Source organism: Pseudomonas taiwanensis DSM 21245 (genome assembly GCF_000425785.1).
Lineage (GTDB): Bacteria > Pseudomonadota > Gammaproteobacteria > Pseudomonadales > Pseudomonadaceae > Aquipseudomonas > Aquipseudomonas taiwanensis.
Genome location: NZ_AUEC01000016.1, coordinates 1 through 19,469, shown reverse-complemented (window position 1 = coordinate 19,469; position 19,469 = coordinate 1). Strand labels below are relative to the sequence as shown.

The 19,469-nt window shown below is 60.7% G+C and carries 15 protein-coding genes and 2 pseudogenes; 8 read left to right on the top strand and 9 right to left on the bottom strand.

Annotated features, from left to right (window positions below):
- Window positions 1–78: 78 nt before the first annotated feature.
- From H620_RS0107365 to H620_RS0107345, 5 genes are all read left to right on the top strand, one after another.
- Window positions 79–4,635 carry an NEL-type E3 ubiquitin ligase domain-containing protein gene (locus H620_RS0107365; protein WP_081669656.1) on the top strand — a complete coding sequence of 1,519 codons (4,557 nt, stop codon included), beginning with the start codon at window positions 79–81 and terminating at the stop codon, window positions 4,633–4,635.
- Window positions 4,636–4,864: 229 nt separating this feature from the next.
- Window positions 4,865–5,422, top strand: a complete 558-nt coding sequence (locus tag H620_RS0107360; protein ID WP_023381049.1) for a DUF4174 domain-containing protein — start codon at window positions 4,865–4,867, stop codon at window positions 5,420–5,422.
- Window positions 5,423–5,594: 172 nt separating this feature from the next.
- On the top strand, window positions 5,595–6,086 hold the full coding sequence (locus tag H620_RS0107355) for an HvfA family oxazolone/thioamide-modified RiPP metallophore (RefSeq protein ID WP_023381048.1): 492 nt from the start codon (window positions 5,595–5,597) through the stop codon (window positions 6,084–6,086).
- A gap of 71 nt (window positions 6,087–6,157) precedes the next feature.
- On the top strand, window positions 6,158–7,003 hold the full coding sequence (locus H620_RS0107350; RefSeq protein ID WP_023381047.1) for an HvfB family MNIO-type RiPP peptide maturase: 846 nt from the start codon (window positions 6,158–6,160) through the stop codon (window positions 7,001–7,003).
- Window positions 6,984–7,682 carry an HvfC family RiPP maturation protein gene (locus H620_RS0107345; RefSeq protein WP_023381046.1) on the top strand — a complete coding sequence of 233 codons (699 nt, stop codon included), beginning with the start codon at window positions 6,984–6,986 and terminating at the stop codon, window positions 7,680–7,682. The genes H620_RS0107350 and H620_RS0107345 overlap by 20 nt, the downstream gene beginning before the upstream one ends.
- A gap of 3 nt (window positions 7,683–7,685) precedes the next feature.
- Here the strand turns inward: H620_RS0107345 and H620_RS25600 are convergent, their stop codons facing one another.
- From H620_RS25600 to H620_RS27255, 6 genes are all read right to left on the bottom strand, one after another.
- Window positions 7,686–8,855 (bottom strand): cupin-like domain-containing protein, encoded by a 1,170-nt coding sequence (locus H620_RS25600; protein WP_049818726.1) that lies wholly within the window; start codon window positions 8,853–8,855, stop codon window positions 7,686–7,688.
- A 77-nt stretch (window positions 8,856–8,932) separates the two neighbouring features.
- Complete coding sequence (locus H620_RS0107335; RefSeq protein ID WP_023381044.1) at window positions 8,933–9,427, bottom strand: HvfX family Cu-binding RiPP maturation protein; 495 nt, start codon at window positions 9,425–9,427, stop codon at window positions 8,933–8,935.
- Between the two features lie 14 nt (window positions 9,428–9,441).
- The gene (locus H620_RS0107330; protein WP_027907059.1) at window positions 9,442–10,062 is read right to left on the bottom strand and encodes a ferric reductase-like transmembrane domain-containing protein; all 621 of its coding nucleotides are present in this window, start codon (window positions 10,060–10,062) and stop codon (window positions 9,442–9,444) included.
- Window positions 10,063–10,208: 146 nt separating this feature from the next.
- Window positions 10,209–11,495 (bottom strand): sensor histidine kinase, encoded by a 1,287-nt coding sequence (locus tag H620_RS0107325; protein WP_023381042.1) that lies wholly within the window; start codon window positions 11,493–11,495, stop codon window positions 10,209–10,211.
- On the bottom strand, window positions 11,492–12,232 hold the full coding sequence (locus H620_RS0107320; RefSeq protein WP_023381041.1) for a response regulator: 741 nt from the start codon (window positions 12,230–12,232) through the stop codon (window positions 11,492–11,494). Before H620_RS0107320 ends, H620_RS0107325 begins: the two co-directional genes overlap by 4 nt.
- Before the next feature lie 15 nt (window positions 12,233–12,247).
- Window positions 12,248–12,649 carry a site-specific integrase gene (locus tag H620_RS27255; protein ID WP_209439654.1) on the bottom strand — a complete coding sequence of 134 codons (402 nt, stop codon included), beginning with the start codon at window positions 12,647–12,649 and terminating at the stop codon, window positions 12,248–12,250.
- Window positions 12,650–13,337: 688 nt separating this feature from the next.
- On the opposite strand from H620_RS27255, the gene H620_RS0107305 reads away from it, so the two are divergent.
- Together H620_RS0107305 and H620_RS0107300 are read left to right on the top strand one after the other, a co-directional pair.
- Complete coding sequence (locus tag H620_RS0107305; RefSeq protein WP_027907057.1) at window positions 13,338–14,321, top strand: TerC family protein; 984 nt, start codon at window positions 13,338–13,340, stop codon at window positions 14,319–14,321.
- Window positions 14,322–14,472: 151 nt separating this feature from the next.
- Window positions 14,473–14,699 (top strand): annotated as a pseudogene (locus H620_RS0107300) (hypothetical protein).
- Window positions 14,700–15,274: 575 nt separating this feature from the next.
- Here the strand turns inward: H620_RS0107300 and H620_RS0107290 are convergent.
- Together H620_RS0107290 and H620_RS0107285 are read right to left on the bottom strand one after the other, a co-directional pair.
- The gene (locus H620_RS0107290) at window positions 15,275–15,997 is read right to left on the bottom strand and encodes a DUF4198 domain-containing protein (RefSeq protein ID WP_027907056.1); all 723 of its coding nucleotides are present in this window, start codon (window positions 15,995–15,997) and stop codon (window positions 15,275–15,277) included.
- Between the two features lie 14 nt (window positions 15,998–16,011).
- Window positions 16,012–18,114 (bottom strand): TonB-dependent siderophore receptor, encoded by a 2,103-nt coding sequence (locus H620_RS0107285; RefSeq protein WP_081669655.1) that lies wholly within the window; start codon window positions 18,112–18,114, stop codon window positions 16,012–16,014.
- Window positions 18,115–18,675: 561 nt separating this feature from the next.
- Between H620_RS0107285 and H620_RS0107280 the strand changes: the two genes are divergently transcribed.
- Complete coding sequence (locus H620_RS0107280) at window positions 18,676–19,296, top strand: tyrosine-type recombinase/integrase (RefSeq protein WP_023381034.1); 621 nt, start codon at window positions 18,676–18,678, stop codon at window positions 19,294–19,296.
- A 72-nt stretch (window positions 19,297–19,368) separates the two neighbouring features.
- Here H620_RS0107280 and H620_RS26900 read toward each other — a convergent pair.
- A pseudogene (locus tag H620_RS26900) lies at window positions 19,369–19,469 on the bottom strand (IS5/IS1182 family transposase); the annotation flags it as partial.

Below are 19,469 nucleotides of genomic sequence, written 5' to 3'. Positions count from 1 at the left end.
CGGGTATTACCTATCTAGTGCCCTGAAACACCCTTGCTGCCTAGGCTGGCGGTCTTTGTCGACCACGAGGCCGCGAGCATGGGCACGAAACCATCGCCACACACACCAACCGCCACGCAAGACAATGTGACGGTCGAAGCCCAGCGTTTCGAAACCTATCGAAAGGCGAGCAGGGCCTACCAGGACGGAATCATTGGCAGGCGGTTGCCTGGATGGCTGCGCGATGCGCCGGTCGCACAGTTACCCGAGATCGGCAAGGCATTGGCCCAGAGCCTTGCCTGCCGGCAGCAACTGAACAGACTGCTGACGCGCCTGCAGGATATCGACGGTTACGTCGAGTCGGCCTTGGCAACCGCATTGCAGGACCGTTACGGCATCACCGCTAACCTGCGCCGCATGCGGTTTCTGGAGGGGCGCCGCGAACCTGTCATCAACGAGCAACCGGTAGGCGCGCACCTGACGAAAGTGGTGTACGAAGAAAAGCCGTTGCTCGAGGTCGCACTGCGCAACTTCACCGCCGAACAGGCGCTGGCGGGCGGCCAGCCGGTGGGCAACCGTCTGCTGATGCCGCGCCAGGGTTCGGTGAAGCCGCCCACGGCCATCGAGTTCGCGGCCCTGTGCCGTGAGCTCGATCTGGGTGAGGCCTACCAACGCCACCTGGACTCGATCCTTTCGCCCGGCGACCGCGACGAGCGCGTAGAGGCCTTGCTGCGTGACGCCAGCCGCTTCAGCATGCTGGTCGACGCCTACAAGGCCAGACAGGAGCAACAGCTGGACGACAGCGAGCTCAGGTTGCTGGTGGCCATGTGCATCGACGGCAAGTTGCTGCGCCTGGCGGGCGATCTGGTGGTTGCCAGGCGTTTGAGCCTGCTGGGGTGCGAGCTGGAGCAGATCGTCGTGCTGCAAGTCATCGACCAGGGGCCGCTGCTGGACACGACCCGGCGTCTGCTGATGCATGTCCCGGGTGATCCGGTGGCAGCCTGGAGTGCCTTCGCAAGCATGGATGAGCTTGCGCGCGCGCTTGGCAATCGGCTGCGTGAGCCGTCCTACCAGCGATTCTTCACCCGCTTCGTGCGCCGCCGTGACAGCCAGGCATTCTTCTCCACGATCATTCCCGATTACGCCGATTTGCCCGCATGGGCGACGCTGGACCTCAAGCCGCGCTTACGCGCCTACCCGGCACCCTTGTTCAATAGCCTCGCCCATGCCCGCGTCCGCCAGATCAAGGACGATGCCGCCGTCATCGCCATGCCGGTCGCCGAACTCGATCGTGAAGTCCAAAGGGCCCATGACGAACGCCTGGCAGCACAGGGCTGGACACTGCTCAACGTGGCAGGTCTGTTCGTTCCTGTCATCGGTGCCGCCTTGCTGGCAGTGGCCGTGTGGGAACTGCTGGACGAGGTTTATCACGGTATCGAAGCGTGGCGTGATGGCGACCACCAGGAGGCGCTCGACCACTTGACCAACGTGGCCATCGACCTTGCGGCCATTGGTGCCGTGGCTGTCGGAGGAGTGGTCGTACGGCGGTTGTGGACGCGCTCTTCGCTGGTCGATGCCATGGTGCCCGCGCAATTGGAAAACGGCAGTACCAAGCTCTGGCAGCAGGACCTGATGCCCTACCGCAGCACATTGCCTGGCGCGGCGGCAACCCGGGATGCGCAGGGCATCTGGCGCTTGGGCGATCACGCCTGGATCGAGATGGACGGGCATCATTATCCGGTGGTCGAGCAAGGTGGCGAAGGGCAGTGGCAGTTGCGTCCGCATAACGGGCATGGCCCGGCCCTGCGAAGCAATGGTGCCGGCGCCTGGCGACTTTGGAGCGAGCAGCCGGCAGACTGGCGCGACACCCATCGGATGTTCCGCCGGCTGGGTGAGCCGCTCAATCAACTGAACGACGAACAAATCGATCAGGTACTGCTGTTCCAAGGTATGGATGGTGACCATGTACGGGCCCTGCATGTCTATGGCCTGGCGCCTGAGCCTGGAATGCTCGACAGTGCACAGCGCATCGGCCTTGACCAGCGCATTCGACGAGCGATCAACCGTTTGCGTGGTGGTGAGGTGGTCGACGATCCGATGGTGCTGGACCAGGCCCGCGGGCTGACAGGCGCCCAAAGCCTGTCCGACCAAGCGTTGGCTGAGCTTGCCTGGACTCAGCGACGGCTGTTGCTGGGACGTTTGTACGAGGCCCAGCAGCCCGTAGAAAGCCCGGGCAGCGCCACGCTGCGCCGGGTCTTCACGGGGCTGTACCCGCGAGCCGCGCAAGCGCTTGTCGAGGCAGCCAACGTACAGGACCGCCGAACCCTGCTGGAGCACGGCCGGGTGCCATTGCGTCTGGCTGAGGCGGCGCGGCGCTGTGTGCTGGGCATTCGTACCGCGCGGGTGTTCGAGGCATTCAACATCGATACACCGCAAAACGCAGACCTGGCGCGCGTCGCGCTGGGGATGCTCAAGCACCTGCCAGGTGGCGAGCAGGGTATCCGCTGGCGCTTGTTCGAGGGTTATTTTCAGGGGCCATTGCTAGCCTCGACCGAGCTAGGGCAGCAAGCGTTCGACCTGGTGCACACCAACGGCGCCTTCCAACTGCGCGACACCCACGGCGTGCTGTTGGGTGAGCCAGGGGAGTTGTTCGACGTCATGGCCAGGGCCTATGGCGCGAGTCAGCGTGAAGCCATGGCAATCGCCGAACCTTTCGCGCACAACCTTCGGGTGATCCTGGGACTTGAAGCGGCGCAGCGAAGAGCCGAGGTCAAGCGCTTGCTCAGTCCGTTGCGCCCGGGTGCGACCCGCTTGCCCTTGCGCTTGGCCGACGGTCGCCTCGGCTACCCCCTGGGCGGGTGCAGTTCGGGCGAATTGCGAGGTGCCGATCGTTCGCTCAGTGCAATGTTGCGTGAGCTGTACCCCACGTTCACCGATGAGCAGGTGGAGGCCTGGATCACTCATGTGCAGCGGTCCGGACGCCGGGTCGAGACGGTATTGAGCACGCTGCAGCAACAGCTGACTGTCTTGCGCAACACCCTGAGCGCCTGGGTGGGCGAGGTCGAGGGTGATGTCTGGGAGGATCGGGACAGTTTTCGTACGACGATGATCGACTGCTGGCGTCGAACGGTTTCGGTTGGCGAGTCGCAACTCAATACCGACCAGGACTACCGCATCATGACCTACAACTCCAGGCTCGGTGAGCTGCCGCCTATACCGGCGCAGGTCAGCTTTGCCCATGTTTCCGAAATGTCATTGCTGCGCATGGATCTGGAGGACCTGCCTTCGAGCTTTCTATTGGCTTTCCCTCGCTTGCAGGTCCTGGACCTGGGCGGCAACTACCTGACCCGCCTGCCGCAGTCGTTGTTGCAGATGCAACACCTGCGTCATCTCACGTTTACCAACAACGAGATCGTCCTCGATATGGCGCAATCCGCCCTGCTGGCCAGCTGTGGCAACCTGGAGTACGTCGATCTGTCCTACAACCCGCTGGGGCGCGCGTTCACCTTGGCTGGGTTGACCCGACTTCGCTGGTTGAATTTGCGCAGCACGGCCATCAGGCAGTTTCCCAGCGGCCTGCTCAACCATGAGCTGGTCTACGTGGATCTGCGTGAGAATCGCATCAGGCATATACCCGAGCGCTTCTACCAGGCTTCGCTCCGTACCCGGCGCAGTATCAGGTTGGCCGGTAACCCGCTGGGCGAGGCAGAAATGATGCGTCTGCATGCTTCGCTCATGGATATTTCCGAACCCGTGGACGAAGCCTTGCGCAATGAACAGCTCGCTCACGCACGTCAAGTGTGGGGGGATGCCATCGGCCCACGGTTACGCGGCCTGCTGATGGCGGCCTGGGAAACCGTCGATCAGGGCGCCGTGTCGGAGCGGTTGTTCCGGGTGCTGCAGCAGTTGGTGCATTCAGCCGATTTCCACATCGATGCCCCGTCCCTCGCAAACCGGGTGCTGGCCCTTCTGCAGGCGATGGCGATGGATGCCTCGCTGCGTGACGAACTGTTCGTCGTGGCCAATGACGAGTGGGGTTGCCAGGACGGCGCCACTTGGTGCCTGAGCAACCTGGAGCTGAATGTGCTGACCTGGCGTGCTCGGACCCGGGTCGGGGGAAACCCAGAGCGCAGTCTGCTCGCGCTGGGCAGGCGTTTATGGCGTCAGGATGCCGTTGATCGGTATGCCGCGCAGGAGATCCGCTTACGGCAACAACGGGGAGGCAATCCAGATGAGAGCGAGGTCGGGCTGGCTTATCGGGTTGGTCTTCGCGACCGGCTGGGTTTGCCGATTACGGTGGGTAGCATGAGCTTTCGCCTGTTGTCAGGCGTCGATGAAGCAGCCTTGGCAGAGGCTGAAACCAGGATTCTCGCCTGGGAGCAGAACGTAGACGACGTCGCACGCTCGCTGGTGGATCGTGCCTTCTGGCGAGAGCATTTGGAGCGCACCTATCCTGATCGCTTCGCGTCGGTCGACGAGCCATTCAGGCAACGGCTTGAAACGGTGCTCGACGATGACACGCTGACTGATGAACAGCGGCGTGATCAGTCGGATGCGACCCTTGAGGAGCAGCGTGCCGCCCGGCGCGCCTTGATGCTCGACATCACACTCAGGGCCATGGAAATCGGCCCGGAAGACCCCGGGATCGACGTCTGACCGCGGCCCGGCGCAAACCATTGAACCCCTGCGCGCCCGTGGCTTTGGACTATGCTCAGTCAGGGTATCGGCACTTTCTGAAGGGCTCGACGTCCGAGTCTGACGCAGGGCTGGAAACTGTCAGTTACTTTTCCTTGGCCACTGGGCGTTGGAACTGGTTTAGGCTCCGGATCGGATTTTTCTCCGTGATCTGTAGTCATTGGTTTATCGAAACATTAAGGAGATGCGCATGCTCGTCCGGTCACTGACCCTCGCCACCTTGCTCGCCGTCACAGGCCCTGTGTTCGCCGCCGACAGCGACGCGCCACTGGCCAAGGAACTGGGCAAGGCACGGCCCTTGGTGATCATTGCCCCGAGTTCAGCCGACCCGACCTTGCGGGGGCTGAACGAGGCACTGAAGGACCCCGCGACCCAGGCTGCCTTCAAGGAACGCGGCCTGGTGCTGTACAGCGTCGCCAACATGATGGGCAAGCGCGAGGACAAGAACCTCGAGCAACAGACCACCATGGCCCTGATCCGCGAGCTCAAGCTTGGGGCAAGCAAGGGGACCAAGGTCATTCTGGTGGGCAAGGATGGCGAGCGTCATATGCTCAAGGACGACGACACCGGCGAGAAGATCGACCCACAGGTGATCCTCAAGGCCGTCGACGACCTGCCGGCCAGCGAGAAAACCATCACTGCGCCGGAACCGGTAGCGGCTGCAGCTGCACCCGAGCCCAAGGCCAAGGACAGCAAGCCGGCGAAACCGGCCAAGCCGGCGGCGCCCCCCAAGCCGCTGGAAGACTGACCACCCTGCACGGACCTCGACTGCCGCCAGCTGACGGGGTCTGAATGTATCGCTGTGTATCTGTCACGGCAACAGACGCATTCTCATACCAAACGCAGATTGTGGTGATACACCTGCGACACATCCAAGCGGCTTAATGGCTCCACTTCCCAACCACAAGTGGAGCAACACCATGACTCATGCACGCAATACTCTCGGACTGCTCGGCGCTGCACTGATCGGTAGCATGGCCTTTGGCAGCACTGCGTTCGCGGCCGAACCGCTGGCCCAGGGTTATCAACTGGCTTCAGCCAAGGTCCCAGGCGAAGGCAAGTGCGGCGAAGGCAAGTGTGGTGGCAGTGCCAAGGCTACTCACGGTGAAGGTAAATGCGGCGAGGGCAAATGTGGCGCCAGCACCAAGGCCGGGGCAGAGGGCAAATGCGGGGAGGGTAAATGTGGCGATGCCTCCTTCGCTCGCACCGATACCGACCACGACGGCAAGGTCTCGCGCCAGGAGTTTCTGGTGGTGGCAAAGGACCGTGCCGCCGACTTCGACAAGATCGACCGCAACCACGATGGCTTCATCTCCGAGCAGGAAGCCTACGATCATCTGAAGTCGATCTACCAGGCCAACGGCAAGGCCATGCCTGACGGGCTATTCAGCCACCTGGCCGGCAAGTCCTGACCCTCACCCTTGCGTTACCCACGACGCTCCCTGCCGGGCAGGCGAGCGTCGTGCCTTATGGAGTGACCGCCATGAATCACAACCCAATGCGTGCCGGCCTGGGCCTGCGTCGCGGATTGCTGCGCGAACTGCTGGTAATGGAAGACGGCGCGGTCGACTTCCTGGAATGCGCGCCGGAAAACTGGATCGGTGTCGGGGGGGCCTATGGCCAGGGGCTGGCACGGTTGGCCGAGCGCTTTCCGATCACCTGCCATGGTCTGTCCCTGTCCCTGGGCGGAAGCCTGCCGCTTGACCGTGCTTTTCTCGACCAGACCCGCCAGTTTCTCGACCGCTACCACGTCGGGTTGTACAGCGAGCACTTGAGCTACTGCAGCGACGATGGCCATCTGTACGACCTGATGCCGATACCGTTCACCGACGAGGCCGTGCACCACGTGGCCGCGCGAATTGGTCAGGTTCAGGACCACCTGCAACGGCGTATCGCCGTGGAGAACATCAGCTATTACGCCGCGCCCTACCAAGCCATGAGCGAGCTGGAGTTCATCAATGCGGTGCTCGATGAAGCCGATTGCGACCTGTTGCTCGACGTCAACAACGTGTTCGTCAATGCCTGTAACCACGGTTACGACGCAGCGGGCTTCCTCAATGGCTTGCCGGTGGCACGAGTAACCGGCATGCATGTGGCCGGGCACTATGACGAGGCGGATGACCTCAAGGTCGATACCCATGGGGCGCCCGTTAAAGAGGCTGTCTGGTCGCTGTTTCACGCTGCCTGTCGGCGCTTCGGTACGCAACCGACGCTGCTGGAACGGGATTTCAACTACCCGCCGCTGGCCGAGCTGCTGGCGGAAACCGCGCGGGTACGCGCCGTGCAACAGGCAGCACAGGAGGACCGTGATGAACGAGACGCTGCGTGACCAGCAATGGCGCCTGGCCCGGCATCTTCGTGACCCGAAGGTGCATGCGCCACCACCGGGCATCGAGGCGAGGCGGCTCAAGGTGTACCGCGATCTGTTCTACGGTTCCATCGAGGGCTTGCTGGCGGGGAGTTTCCCGGTAATGCGGGAGACATTGGGCGATGCCGCCTGGCATGCGCGGGTGCATCACTTCTATGCCAACTACCGCTGCCAGACGCCCTTGTTCACCGAAATTGCCGAAGCCTTCATCGACTACCTGCAAGGCATCGAACTCGACGCACCCTGGCAGCTGGAGCTGGCCCATTACGAGTGGGTCGAAGCGCAGTTGTACCTCAGCGATGCACAGGACCCGCCGCATGACGCCAGGGGTGATCTGCTCGAAGGTGAGCCGCTGTTGTCCTGCACGGCCAGGGTGTTGGCCTATCAATGGCCGGTAGAGCAGATCGGCCCGCCGTTTCAGCCCCAGCAAGCGCCCGCCGCGCCAACCTTGCTGCTGGTCTACCGCGATGCTGACCTGCAGGTGCGCTTCGCCCGGCTGACAGCCATGGCCTATCAACTGCTGGCCGTGGTTTCAGGCACTGGCCGCGCGCGCCTTCAGGCCTTGGGTGATGTAGACCTGCAAGGCCTGGCGTTGCTCACTTCACTGCGCGAGCAAGGTGTGATCGTAGGCACTCGTTGATCTTCAGACGGGGGCGTGCTGGCCGGTCATTCCGGGCAAGGGCGAGTTTCTCCAGCCGCGCCCCGAGTCGACCCAGAAGTTCACCGACAGCGAGGTGGAGCGAGACTCCACCTGGTGGAACCAACCCTCCGGCAAGAACAGCAAGTCCCCCGCCTGCAGCACCACCTCCATGAAATGCACCGCCTGGCAGCCCGGGAAACGCTGCGGATCCGGCGCCTTTGGGTCCACATCGCAACCCTCCAGTCCCCCGTCGGGCGATGTTGCCCAGCAGCCGAGCGCATCGCGATGATGGGGAGCGGCCAGGATGAACGACTTCTCCCCCCACACCTGAGCGAACAAGTTGTCGCTGTCATCGCGATGCAAGGGTGTCAGCGTGCCCTTCGGGCCGATCCAGATCCTTGGTGGTATGAACTGCGCCGTGTTGAAGTAGCGCGGATAGCGAATGTGTTCGAGCAACTGCGCAGGCAGAATGTTGTTGCCCATGTATGCCGGCGGCTGACCGTGTCTGCTTGGCGGGGCGGGTGCATCCAGGCTGGCGATGAATTCGGCCATCGAGGTCGAGCGGAAGTCGCGTTCGGTGGAGAAGGTTTTCTTCACGTAGTCGCCATGGCGGGTGATGCCTTGCAGATTGGCGAACAGCTCCAGCGAAGCCTGGCGACCGATGGTGAACAAAGGCCAGTCCTGCAAAGCATCGCTGATCACCACAGGAATGCCATGCAGCATGTAACGTTCACGGAACGCCTCGACCGACAGGCTGCTGTGCGCACGACGCTCCACGCTGAGCAAGGGCGGCTGGCTGGCTGAAAGGGCATCGCTCAGGCGGGGACGTGGAGGGTAACGGCGGTTGGCCTCGACCCTGGGGGCGCTGGCGCCATTGAGCGCCATGTCGATGGCCTGAGGCAGCAAAGTGGCAAGGCCAAGATTGCCGTCGATCTTGAGGCGGCCAGTGGCGAACAGTTCCTCGACATTGGCCTGGCCGCCCATGATGCCCATGAAGTCGGGCGTGGCCACTTCGATGGTGACATCCGGGGCAGCATGACGGCCACTGCCGCCTCGGCCGCCGGCCTCGAACCAGCACGCGTGAGTGGCATCGAAGATGAACTGGAAGGTGCCGGTCAGGCCGACACTCCCAGCGTTGGCGAACAGCTTGCCCAGAAGGGTCTGCAGGTCCACGGCGCGTTCTCTTGGTCATTGATCTGAACAGAAAACGAGCGACGCGCCGGGAAATTTATCGGGACCGGGCGTGGCACTCAAGCGTGGCGAAGAAAGCGCTGGCTCAGCCACTGGTCCAGGCTCAACCGTCCGGCGCCCTTGAGCAGCAGCGGTAGCAGTGCGACCAGGTAGATCAGCGGTAACTTGTAGTTGCCAAAGCCCTGGTCGGTAATGGCATAGCCCTGGGCCAGTTCAGCCAGGCTCGACCAGTGCGCCGGCCAGTGCACGGCGGCGATGGCGACCACCGTCACCACCATCAAGCCTGCCGAGGCCAGCCGCGTACCCAGGCCCAACAGCAGCAATAGCGGCAGGATCAGCTCGGCCCACATCGACAGCTGCCAGTTCAACTGCGCCGGCAGATGATTGAAGGGGAAGGGGAAGCTTGCCTGCAGGTCGCCGAACCAGTTGCTGCCGTTGAATTTTTCCAGGCCGGACTCGAAGAATTCCCAGGCCAGGAACAGCCGCAGCGGCAGGTCGGCGCTCCAGGTACCGAAACGGTCGAAAAGGGTCAGGGCGCGGGTCAGGGTCGTCATGGTCAGGGCTCATCTCAGGAAAGGGCGGTGGTGGTGCGGCGTTGGCGCTGGGCCAGCTTGGCGGTGAGCTTGAAGGCAAGGGCGGCGAACATGATGGCGAATGCCACCGGGTACCAGCCGCCCAGGGGGACGCGCTTGTAGAACGAGAAGCAGAACACACCCGCCAGTACCCACATTCCGGTGCTGTGCAAGGTTTTCCAGGCACGCCCGCCCAACAGGCGCATCGGCGCTTTGAACGAGGTCAGGGTGAACAGCAGCAGGAACAGGTAGCCCACGCTGCCAGGAAGGCTGGAGGTTACCGTGCGACCGGCCCAGAACAACTCGGGGAACTGCTGGGCATAGCGGTAGATCAACAGGCCATGCACGGTGTGCGAGAAAGCGAACGCCAGGCCCAGGAACCGTCGTTCGCGTATCAGCCAGCGGCTGCCACTACCGGGGAGGAAGGTCACCAGCGTCGACGCCAGGAAGGCCAGCAGGAACAACGCGAACGAACTGCGCGCAGTGGCGCGTATCGCGCTGCGCAGCCCATCCGAGCCAATGGGGTGGCTGGCAAGTACTACGGCGGTCATGGCCAAAGTCAGGCCGGCAAGGGCGGCGAATAGCTTCCAGCCGCTGGGCAGGGTGAGGGATTTCATCGAGGGCGCTCCCGGTTGTGGTGGTATGCCGAGAGTGTGAAGGCGGGGGGTATCTGCAGTGTGTCGGTGAAGGGGCGTCTGTGTATCGGACTGTAGCGATCTGGATCGTGGGCAAAGTCATGGGCCAGCGCGGGCGCTGGCCAGACTCACTTCAGTTCGATTTGGGCACACAGCCCGCCAGAGGCGCGATTGCTCAGGGTCAGCTGGCCACCCATGGCCTGGGTCAGCTGCTGGGCGATCGCCAGGCCCAGCCCGGTGCCGCCCGTGCTGCGGTTGCGCGAGCCTTCCACCCGGTAGAAGGGCTTGAGCACGTCATCCAGCTCATCAGCAGGAATGCCGGGGCCGTCATCGAGCACGCGGATCAGCGTACTGCCGCCCTCGCGGGACACTTCCAGCTCTGCGGCGCCAGCGAACTTGAGGGCGTTGTCGATCAGGTTCACCAGCACCCGGCGCAGGGCATGGGGACGGGTCTCCAGCAGGCTATCGGTGGTGCCATGCCGGGCGACCTGGGCGCCGCTGTCCTGATAGTCGAACACCACGCTGTCGAGGAAGGCGTCGAGGTTGATCCGGCAAGGCGCTTCGGTGCTGCTGTCCATGCTGCGGGCGTAGGCGACGCCCTCACGCACCAGATGCTCCATGGCGTTGAGGTCGCTCCACAGCTTGTCCTTATCGGCGCCATCGTCCATGACCTCGACCCGCAGCTTCATGCGGGTAATGGGGGTTTGCAGGTCATGGGAGATCGCGGCCAGCAGTTGCATGCGCTCCTTCAAGTAAGCGGCGATTCGCGCCTGCAGCGCGTTGAACGCAGCCGCGGCGTAGCGAACTTCTCGCGGGCCGCTTTCGTCCAGTTGCACGCCAGGTTTGTCCGGGTCGAGGTTGTCTACGGCCTGGGCCAGGCGGGTCAGTGGGCCGATGGCCAGGCGCACGGCCATCCAGGTGCACAGCAACAGGACAAGCAACTGGATCAGCAGCACCGTTGGCAGCCAGGTAGCCATGGGCACCGGTGCCGGCGTGACATCGATGGTCAAGGGCGCGCCATCCGCCAGGCGTAAATGGACCTGGAAGTGCGCATTCGGGCCAGGGATATCCTGGAAGGTCAGGCGGTAGTCATGGCCGATGGCTTTTACGATCGAATCGGCGGCCATCGGCGGGTTCTCGGTTGGCATCGCTTCGCCCGACTCCCCCGGGTCGAGCCGGTAGCGGTAGGTGCGCCGCTCCAGGCGAGGCAGCCAGCTGGCGCGCTCGGCCGCAGGCAGGCGGTCGAGGATGGCTACCGAGGTGGCGACGTCTTGTTCCAGATTGCTGAGCATCATCGAGCGGCTGCTGACGAACCGCTCATAGGCCTGCAGGCTGAACGACAGCCCATAGGCCAGTACCAATCCGGTGAAGAAGATCAGGGCCAGGCGCGAGGCCAGGGTGCGGGGCCATTTCATGAGGGTGACTCGAGCAGCTGCACGGGCAGTGAAAAGACGTAGCCTTCGCTGCGTACGGTCTTGATGCAGCTGGGCTCCCGAGCGTCGTCGCCCAGGCGCTGGCGCAAGCGACTGACCAGCAGGTCGATGGAGCGGTCGAAGATGTCCGCCTCGCGGCCCTGGGTAAGGTTGAGCAACTGCTCGCGGCTCAGCACCCGTTGCGGATGGTCGAGGAACACCCGCAGCAAGCGGTACTCGGCGCCGCTGAGCGCCACCAGGGTGCCTTCGCTGTCGAGCAAGTGACGTGCGGTGGTGTCAAGGCGCCACTGGCCGAAGCCGAGCAGGCGGCTGCTTTCGCTGATGGTCAGGTTGGGCGGCAGCATGCGGGTCCGACGCAGCACCGCGTTGATGCGAGCGAGCAGTTCGCGGGCGGAGAAGGGCTTGGTCAGGTAGTCGTCTGCGCCCATCTCCAGGCCGATGATGCGGTCGGTCTCGTCGTTGCGGGCGGTCAGCATCAGCACCGGGGTATTGCGGTGCTTGCCGGCACGCAGTTCGCGGCACAACAGCAGGCCGTCGTCACCGGGCATCATGATGTCGAGCACGATCAGGTCGACGCTGTTGGCTTCGAGGAAGGCGCGCATCTGCCGGCCATCGGCAACGATGCTGGTGCGCAGGCCGCTCTTTTTCAGGTAGTTGCCGACCAGCTCGCGGATTTCGCGGTCATCGTCGACGACCAGGATGTGATCGACGTGTTCCATCTAAAGCGTTCCTGTTCAGAAGGGTTGGGCGCAGTGTACCGAGCCTTTGCGTACTTGCCTGCGGCGCTTTGTATTGCAGTGTATCTGTACCAGATATAGCAACTGGTTTAAGGTACTGAATTTAAAGGAGATTAACTGGTCTCCAGAAATCTTCCCCCAATATATCCCCAAAACTAAAATACAAAACCAGGCGAAATCGATCCCTGCAGAGCCCCGGCTATCGAGGTACATATCGGTCATTTTGGCAATATGGTGTCCGAGTCGCCGCTGGGCATCCCGGCCTTCTTGTTCATGGAGCCGTGCAGCCAACGACCCCTGTTCATGGAATGGCGGTGGGCTGTTCCCCAGTACCAAACCCAGCTTCGCTACCGCCCGGTCTCGAGCTGCCGCGAACTCTTTGCTGATGGTGTCTGGCATGATCGTTGCGCCCGCTTTGACGCGAGCGACTGTTCGGTGATGGTGCGCCAGCTGTTTTGCAACTACCCTGTCACGACAACGTCGTATCACCTCAACTAGGCTCAGGCCTATGCGCCCCAGCGTGATGCTGATCCTGAGCCTGGCTCCTGTCTTCGACTTAACTACCTGCAGGAAACCCTCCACCTCGTCTTTGAACCTGAAAGAGAGAATGTCTTGCCGGTGCTGGCCAGTGAGAAGGGCTAGGCTCTGGACGAAAAGCCTTGAAACTCGGTGATGCTGCGTTGAAAACAGCCTTGCCTGACCTTCGTCTCAAGACTTTTCATAAAGACCCTAGCCATGGCCTCCATGAAAATGTCCTTTTGCTGAGAGCGGTGATTAACCACCCGGACATCGGATGCGGCTGTTGATGGCTTCCACTTCAAATACATAGAGTTCAGCTGGTAGCCCTGCCTGTGCGATTGGCGGGGATAGCTAATAGGAACGCCCTATCAAAATCCATCTCGATAATGTTTTTATCAATTTTCTGTAGATTATCTAATTTGGTTCTGACATGTTTTGTAAATCAATTCTACTTGCGAGCTTAAAAGCCTCGATAAAATATTGGCTCGTGACGCCGGGCCCCTCTGACGGTTAACAGCCGCCATGTCGGAGTCATAGTTGTTAAACTACGACTGTCGAGGAGGGGCCTATGTCTGCCCTCAGTGCTTATCTCTCTCAAGATGTTTTTGGTACTGAACTATGGCTCTGGCTGTCTTTCTTTGCCGTTGTCTTGACCCTGTTGGCTCTTGATCTAGGAGTTCTTCATCGCGGCAATCGTGAGATTGGGGTCAAAGAAAGTCTAATGCTCTCTGCAGGCTATATTGGCATGGGGCTGCTGTTCGCAATTTGGGTTTATTTCCAGAAGGGAAGCGATGCCAGTTTGGACTATGTGACAGGTTTCTTGATTGAGAAATCCTTGTCCATGGATAACGTTTTTGTGATCGCGCTAATATTTAGCTTTCTAGCGATACCACGGCAGTACCAACATAGGGTCCTATTCTGGGGGATCATGGGGGTGATCGTACTGAGAGCTATCATGATCGGCCTTGGTGCGGCGCTCATCGCGAAATTCAGTTGGGTGCTCTACTTGTTTGGTGCTTTCCTAGTATTTACGGGTATAAAAATGCTGTTTGCGCGAGTCGATCATGCCCCGGATCTAGAAAATAACCGTTTTGTCAAGTATTTGCGCAGTCATCTCCGCGTTACCAAGGAGCTGCACGGGCAAAGTTTTCTGGTGAGCTTGCCAGACGCAAGAGGTAAAAATGTTTTATGGGTGACGCCGCTTTTCCTTGCGCTTGTTCTTATCGAGTGCGCCGACTTGGTGTTTGCTGTTGATAGTGTGCCTGCTATATTTGCCATTACCCAAGATCCTTTCATAGTCTATACATCTAATATTTTTGCCATTCTCGGTTTGCGAGCCCTTTATTTTGCGCTGGCAGCCATGATAAGTCGTTTTGTTTATCTGAAGTATGCGTTGGCACTGGTGCTCGTATTCATTGGCGCAAAAATTTTCCTTCATGATATAGTTGGTAAGGTTCCGGCAGAGCTATCTTTAAGCGTGACAATAGGTCTTCTGCTGGGTGGGGTTGTGGTTTCGCTTTGGAAAACTAAATTGCCCAAAGAGGCTGATTAACTTTCCATTGAAAGTGTGCAAGAGTACCCTCCGGCCCCTTTGCTTGGGTGGATCATTGAGCGAGAGAGTTTGCGCAATGACCATGCTGGATTCGCCGGACAGTGCCGAGGAAAGTCCTATAATGCGCTGGTCAGATGATCGGAGCGGTACCGTGGATAAGCACAGCTTTATAGGGATGGTCGAGGCTGGCGAGCAGCTGATTCAAAAGTCCTTTGATGCCATGCGCAAGTACCACCACGCCCAAGACCATGGCGCTCATCCAGAAGAGGTGGAGCGCCATTGGCTGCTGGCGGAGCCCACTGGTTGAGTCGGTTTCTGGCCACCTGCTCCGTGTCCATAGGGAAGGCTCCCAGGAAGGATTTGCCCCCACGGCACTAGGTTAGCGATTGCCGGATCAGCACTGTAACTAGTGTGCGATAGCCACCCGCGCCGCCAGGGTACTCTGCGACCTGCTCGCACGGGCTGAGTGATCGGGAGAACTGTCGACAGCTGATGACCGTGCCCGAATAGCTGGCGAACAGTGTGACCGTGAATATGACCGTCTTTCGAAGGTCTCCGCCTAGATACGCTAGGGCCGAGCAGGAATGGCCGCTATCGACCCTTTGCAGCCGTTCGAGATGTCTGCGAAACCAGGGGCGATTCATTTATCGATAATGAGCTCGAGCGAGTCTTTGGTGAATTGGACAAGCTCATGCTCCAGGCCTCGTTTGCTGAACTTGATTTTTACTTGGGTGTACCCTTCCTCATTGGTGTACATCCAATTCGCATGAACATCCTTGTTGCGAAGGCTCCCGCACTCCCGAAGAACTGATAAGAGCGATAAGAGCGATGAGAGCCACGTAGGCTGATCGTCTCTTTCCGAGGCGGCGTCTAACGGCTGGGTCGACCGTTGGTCTTGTGGCGAGAAGTGTCTGCCGTGCCTCGGCCGACATGGCCGAGGCACGATGCAAGAGTTACTCGTGGTGCGGCTCCCCCAGGAACGTCAGCGAACTGAACAGACTCTGCTGGGCTACCGGTCCGCCTTCAGCCAGTGGCAGGGTGGCCTGCGCCGCGACGATGTTGAGGCCTTCGTTGCGTACGGTGATGTGTGCCTTGCCTTGCTTGTCGGTGGTGGCGCTGAGCTGGTGAGGCGAGCCTCGGTAATCCCCTTGCAGCGGTATATTCGCAGCCGGTTTGCCATCGAGCAGCACCTGAACTTCCAGCGTCTTGCCTGGCCCAACTTGCAGCGGGTCACTGAGCGGGACGATCGCCAAACGCAGCATGTCCAGTTTCGGTAGGCGAGCACCGCTTTGGTAAATGGCCAGGCTGTACTTGAAGCTGTGGGTGGAGGCGATCGCATCCTTGACCTGGGTACGGTCCTGATTGACCCATTGCTTGTCCGGGCGCTGCGACCAAGGCCCGTTGTCCAACAGCACGGCAAGTGCCGCAGGTGGGGTGAGCGGTTGCAGGACCGCATGATCCGCCAGGCGTTCGACAGTGACCGGGACCATCTTCCCGGCTGCGTCGAATGCCCAGGCGCGCTTGATCTTCTCCGCCTTATAGGCGTTGTCCTCGGCACCGTGGCCGTACACGGCCTCGATGTTGCCGCGTCGCTGCTCGGTCCACAGGCCGTGGGCACTGGCGTTGGCGCTGATCACCATGGCCACCAAGGCGGCCACTTTCAACGATGGATGCATGATGGTTCCTCAGCTCAAAGATTCAGGGTCAGGCTCACACTGAAGTTGCGCGGCTCCCCGGGCAGCACCCAGGAGCTGTTGTACGATCGTTCGTAATACTTGCGGTCGAACAGGTTGTTGAGGTTCAGGCCGACGGTGACTTGTTCGCTGGCCTTGTAGTGCGCCAGAAGGTCGACCGTGCTGTAGGCCTCCAGGGTGAAGTCGCTGCCGGCCTGGCCTGAGCGTTCGCCGACGTAGTTCACCGCTGCGCCCACATCCGAGCCGCGCAGGGCGCCCTCCTGGAATTCATACACGCCCATCAGGCTGCCGCTGTTGCGGGCGATGCCCAGCAAGTCGCTGCCCTTGGGCAGGGCCGCGTCGCCTTTGGTGACTTCGGCGTCGATATAGGCGTAGGCACCGATCACCCGCAGCGCGTCGGTGAGCTGGCCGCTGAACTGCAGGTCCAGGCCTTGGCTGCGCGCCTCGCCGGCCGCCACGCTCTCGCCAAGGGCGTCGGTGGTGATGACGTTCTCCTTGTCGATGTGGAACAGGGCGATGGTCGCGCCCAGGCGGCTGTCGAGCAGGTCCAGCTTGACCCCTGTCTCGTAACCCAGGCCCTTTTCAGGTTTGTACACCTGGCCCTGAGTGCCGATGGTATTGGGTTTGAACGAGGTGGAGGCGTTGGCGAATACACCCACCTGCGGGGTCAGTTGGTACAGGACTCCGATGCGCGGTGTGGCGACCTCCTTTTCCTGGCTGTTGCTGACGCCAGTGGCGCGGTTTTGCGAAGTCTGCTCGAACCGCTCCAGACGCACGCCCAGCAGCCCGCGAAGGCGCTCGGTGAACGCGATCTGGTCTTGCAGGTTGAGTGCGTAGCTTTCGGTGTGCTCGAAGAAGTCGTTGGGCCGGATGATGGCTGGCTTCGGCTTGCCGTAGACCGGGTTGTAGATGTCCAGCCCATACCCTGCGGAGGTGGCACTTTGTGGGTACTTCTGGCTGTTGCGGTAGTTTTCGTACTCCAGCCCGACCAAGGTCTGATGTTGCCAGCCGCCCAGCTCGAACTGGCCGTGCAGCTCGGCCTGGGTGATGTTGTCGTTCCATTCGAAGTCGCGTTCGCGATAGAAACGCGTGATGGTGGTGCCGACCAGGGCCTGGGGTTCGGAGCTGTTGCCCTTGAGCGTCCCCTGGGTATAGTGGTTGGCCAGGCGCAGCTTCCAGTTGTCGTTGAGAACGTGTTCCAGTGCGACGTCGAGGGTCTGATTGTCGTTGCGGATCTCGCCGTCATTCGGCTCGCCAAGGAAGGTCGAGCGCTTGACCGAGCCCATTTCGCCATTGACCGCCGGAATGCCGCGGTCGAACACCGACTCAGTGCGGGAAAACTCGGTGTCGATCATCAGCCGGGTGTCGGGCGACAGTTGCCAGCTCAGGGAGGGGCTGACGATACGGCGTTCGCTGCCGACATAATCACGGAAGCTGTCGTTGTCCTCGACCGCGAGGTTGATCCGGCCCAGCAGATTGCCTTCGCTGTCCAGCGGCGAGTTGGCATCCAGGGCAGTGCGGTAGCGGTCCCAGCTGCCTGCGCTGAGGGTAAGGGTGCTGAAGGCTTCAGCCTGAGGGCGCTTGGTGACGATGTTGACCAGCCCGCCAGGGTCGCCACGGCCGTAGAGGCTGGCAGCAGGGCCTTTGAGCACTTCGATGCGCTCGATGTTGGAGGTGTCGGGCGCGCTGTAGCTGCCGCGATTGATGGCGAAACCGTTCTTGTACAGCTCGCCGGTGGTGAAACCGCGCACGCTGTAGTTGAGGAAGGTCAGGCCGCCGAAGTTGTTCTGCCGCGACACCCCACCGGCAAAGTCCAAAGCGCGGTCGATGCGGGTGGTGTTGAGGTCCTTGATTACCTGCACAGGCACCACGTCGATGCTCTGCGGCGTGTCGCGAATGTCGGTATCGGTTCGGGTCGCCGTGGCCGAGCGGTTGGCACGATAGCCTTGCACCGGCCCGTCGACGCGCTCTTCGAGGTAGGCATCGGTGATCGAGGTTTCGTTCAGCAACAAGGGTTCCGCCGCTGAAATCGGCTGGCCGAACAAGCCTAAGGTCAGGCCGGCCAGAAGGGGGCGCGAGGGTTCACGTAAAGTCTCCATCTATCACGCTAAAACGTTGCATTTTTGCCCATCCTGACCTGGGTACTTACCTGCCCATCCGTGAGTTGATTGGCCTGTGTTGTCTGAACCAAGCGACACAGGCCGCACTGTTTACGCAGACGCCCGATGCGAGCGGCCTAGCTCGCGTCAGACCTGACTGAATCTTGATGAAGAAAATTTCATCAAACGGCTACGCATGGTATAGGATGTAATAACGTAACACTACTATCGTGCGCAAAAATTTTTGGAGATGTAACTTAAAGGTGTTGTGTAGGGAACTTGGGAACCACCCCATCTACCGTCCTGTGCTGTTACACGACACATCGGCGAACGTGTTCAAAAGGCTGTGAATGGACATCCCTAGGTGTCTACGAAACTACGGGCGATTCAGGTCTGGCCGATTTCAGCCGGTTGCCTACGGTCGGTTTGACTCCTTCCTTTGGCGGCCAGTCGTTTGCTCTCCCACTTTTAAGACGTAGACGAGGGTCTGCTTTGGGTCGGTTAGCGACCGTCCACCGTATCGAGTTCACCCTTGTTCTCCCCTAACGCGGAGGACAACCCATGAAAACCGCTGCTATCTACACCCATCGCCCATGGAACAAGGGAAAGCTAGTCGGGCAGAAAGCTCCGCTCCGACTCAGAGATATCTGGGCCATCCGGGTAAGGCTCCAGATCGCGGAGAAATCTAGGGATCTGGCGTTGTTCAACTTGGCAATCGACAGCAAGCTGCGAGCCTGCGACTTAACCAAGCTTCGTGTACGGGACGTAGCCCATGGAGAGCATGTGTCGTCACGAGCGATCGTGATGCAGCAGAAAACTCACCATCCCGTGCAATTTGAGATCACCGAGCAAACCCGTATGGCTTTGGAAGCCTGGATGCATCAGGCTCATCTCCGTAGCGAGGACTGCCTGTTTCCGAGCCGGCTACATGGTTCAGATCATCTCTCCACCAGGCAATACGCTCGAATAGTGAAAGCCTGGGTGACAGCCATTGGCCTTGATCCGACGCTGTACGGCACCCACACGCTGCGGCGAACGAAGGCCTCATTGATCTATCGTAGAACCAAGAATCTGAGGGCAGTCCAACTCTTGCTTGGCCATACGAAGCTTGAAAGCACCGTCAGATATCTGGGGATTGAAGTCGACGATGCCTTGGAGATGGCAGAGCAGACGGAGGTCTGATCATCCAAAGCGACGGTCGAGGGCAGACCGTCGCTAACCGACCCCAAGCGGACATCAGTGATGCCTATGGCCCTAGGCTCTGTCTGAAAAAAGCCGTCGCATACACCGCATGACACAAGCCAGCGAGACCATTGCGGCATAACTTTTTGCGAGCTTGTCGAAGCGCGTGACGA